At 64.3% G+C, this 1,234-nt stretch carries 2 protein-coding genes; both read right to left on the reverse strand.

The window, feature by feature from the left end; all coding sequences use genetic code 11:
- On the reverse strand, nucleotides 1-251 hold a 251-nt coding region (locus PCA31118_RS26870), incomplete at its 3' end, for an ATP-binding cassette domain-containing protein (RefSeq protein ID WP_150627968.1).
- Nucleotides 251-1,234: ABC transporter ATP-binding protein (locus tag PCA31118_RS26875; RefSeq protein ID WP_150627969.1), on the reverse strand; the 984-nt coding region annotated here is incomplete at its 5' end. The genes PCA31118_RS26870 and PCA31118_RS26875, both read right to left, overlap by 1 nt.

The following is a 1,234-nucleotide window of genomic DNA, read 5'->3' on the forward strand; positions in this document are numbered from 1 at the left end:
CCCCGCGAGACACGCGCTTCGATGCTCAGCGCCGACATCTCGTGACCCAGATAGGCCACGCTGCCCTTGCTCGATCCGTTGTGCGGCAGCGCCCCCATGATGGCGTTGAGCATCGACGACTTGCCCGCACCGTTCGGACCGATCACCGTAACGATCTGCCCTGCCCCCACCCGCAGATGCGCTCCATGCACCGCCTCGACTTTGCCGTATGCGACGGCGAGGTCCTTGACCTCCAGAATCGCGTCTGCCATCACTCCACTCCTCCAAGGTACGCTTCGAGCACCGCCGGGTTCTTCTGCACGTCTTCCGGCAGCCCCTCGGCGATCTTGGTGCCGAACTCCATCACCACCAGGTGATCCGTCAGATTCATCACGAAGTCCATGTCGTGCTCGACCAGCAACACGCTCATGCCCTCATCCTTGAGCTTTCTGAGCAGATCGCCCAGCGCCTGCTTCTCTTTGTAACGCAGGCCCGCCGCCGGCTCGTCGAGCAGCAGCAAGGTCGGATCACACGCCAGCGCACGCGCGATTTCCAGAATGCGCTGCTGTCCCAGCGCCAGACTGCCCGCTTCGTCGTACATATGCGCCCCGAGGCCCACTCGTTCGATCTGCTTTTTCGCTTCATGCAGCAGCATGGCTTCTTCGTGACGATCCAGACGCAGCACGCTGGACCACACGCCACCCTGCGGGCGACGACGCAGCCCATGCTTGTCACGCAGATACGCACCGATCGCCACGTTCTCCAGCACGCTCATTTGCGGCATCAGGCGCACGTGCTGGAACGTGCGGCCAATGCCGCGCTTGACGATCTCGCGCGAGGGCAGACGATCGACTCGCTCGCCCAGGAACGAGATCTCGCCGCGCGTGGCCTGCAACACCCCGGTCACGAGGTTGAACGTGGTCGACTTGCCCGCACCGTTCGGGCCGATCAGCCCCACGATCTCGCCCGCCTTCACCTCGAACGACACGTCGTTCACGGCGACCAGACCCCCGAACTCCTTGCGCGCCTTCTCCAGCTTGAGCACCACCTCGCCCACGGCCGGCTTCGGACGATGGCCCAACGGCTCGGCCTGCTCCGGCGCCTTCGCAACGCGCCGCGCCGGGAAGATCTTGCCGAAGAACGGCCACACGCCGTCGCGCGCATATTGCAGCAGCAGCACGAGCAACACCCCGAAGACGATCGTCTCGAAGTTGCCGTTTGCCCCCAGCAACACCGGCAGAATGTTCTGCAGGTA

The organism is Pandoraea captiosa, from assembly GCF_902459775.1.
In the GTDB taxonomy this organism is placed as follows: Bacteria; Pseudomonadota; Gammaproteobacteria; order Burkholderiales; family Burkholderiaceae; genus Pandoraea; species Pandoraea captiosa.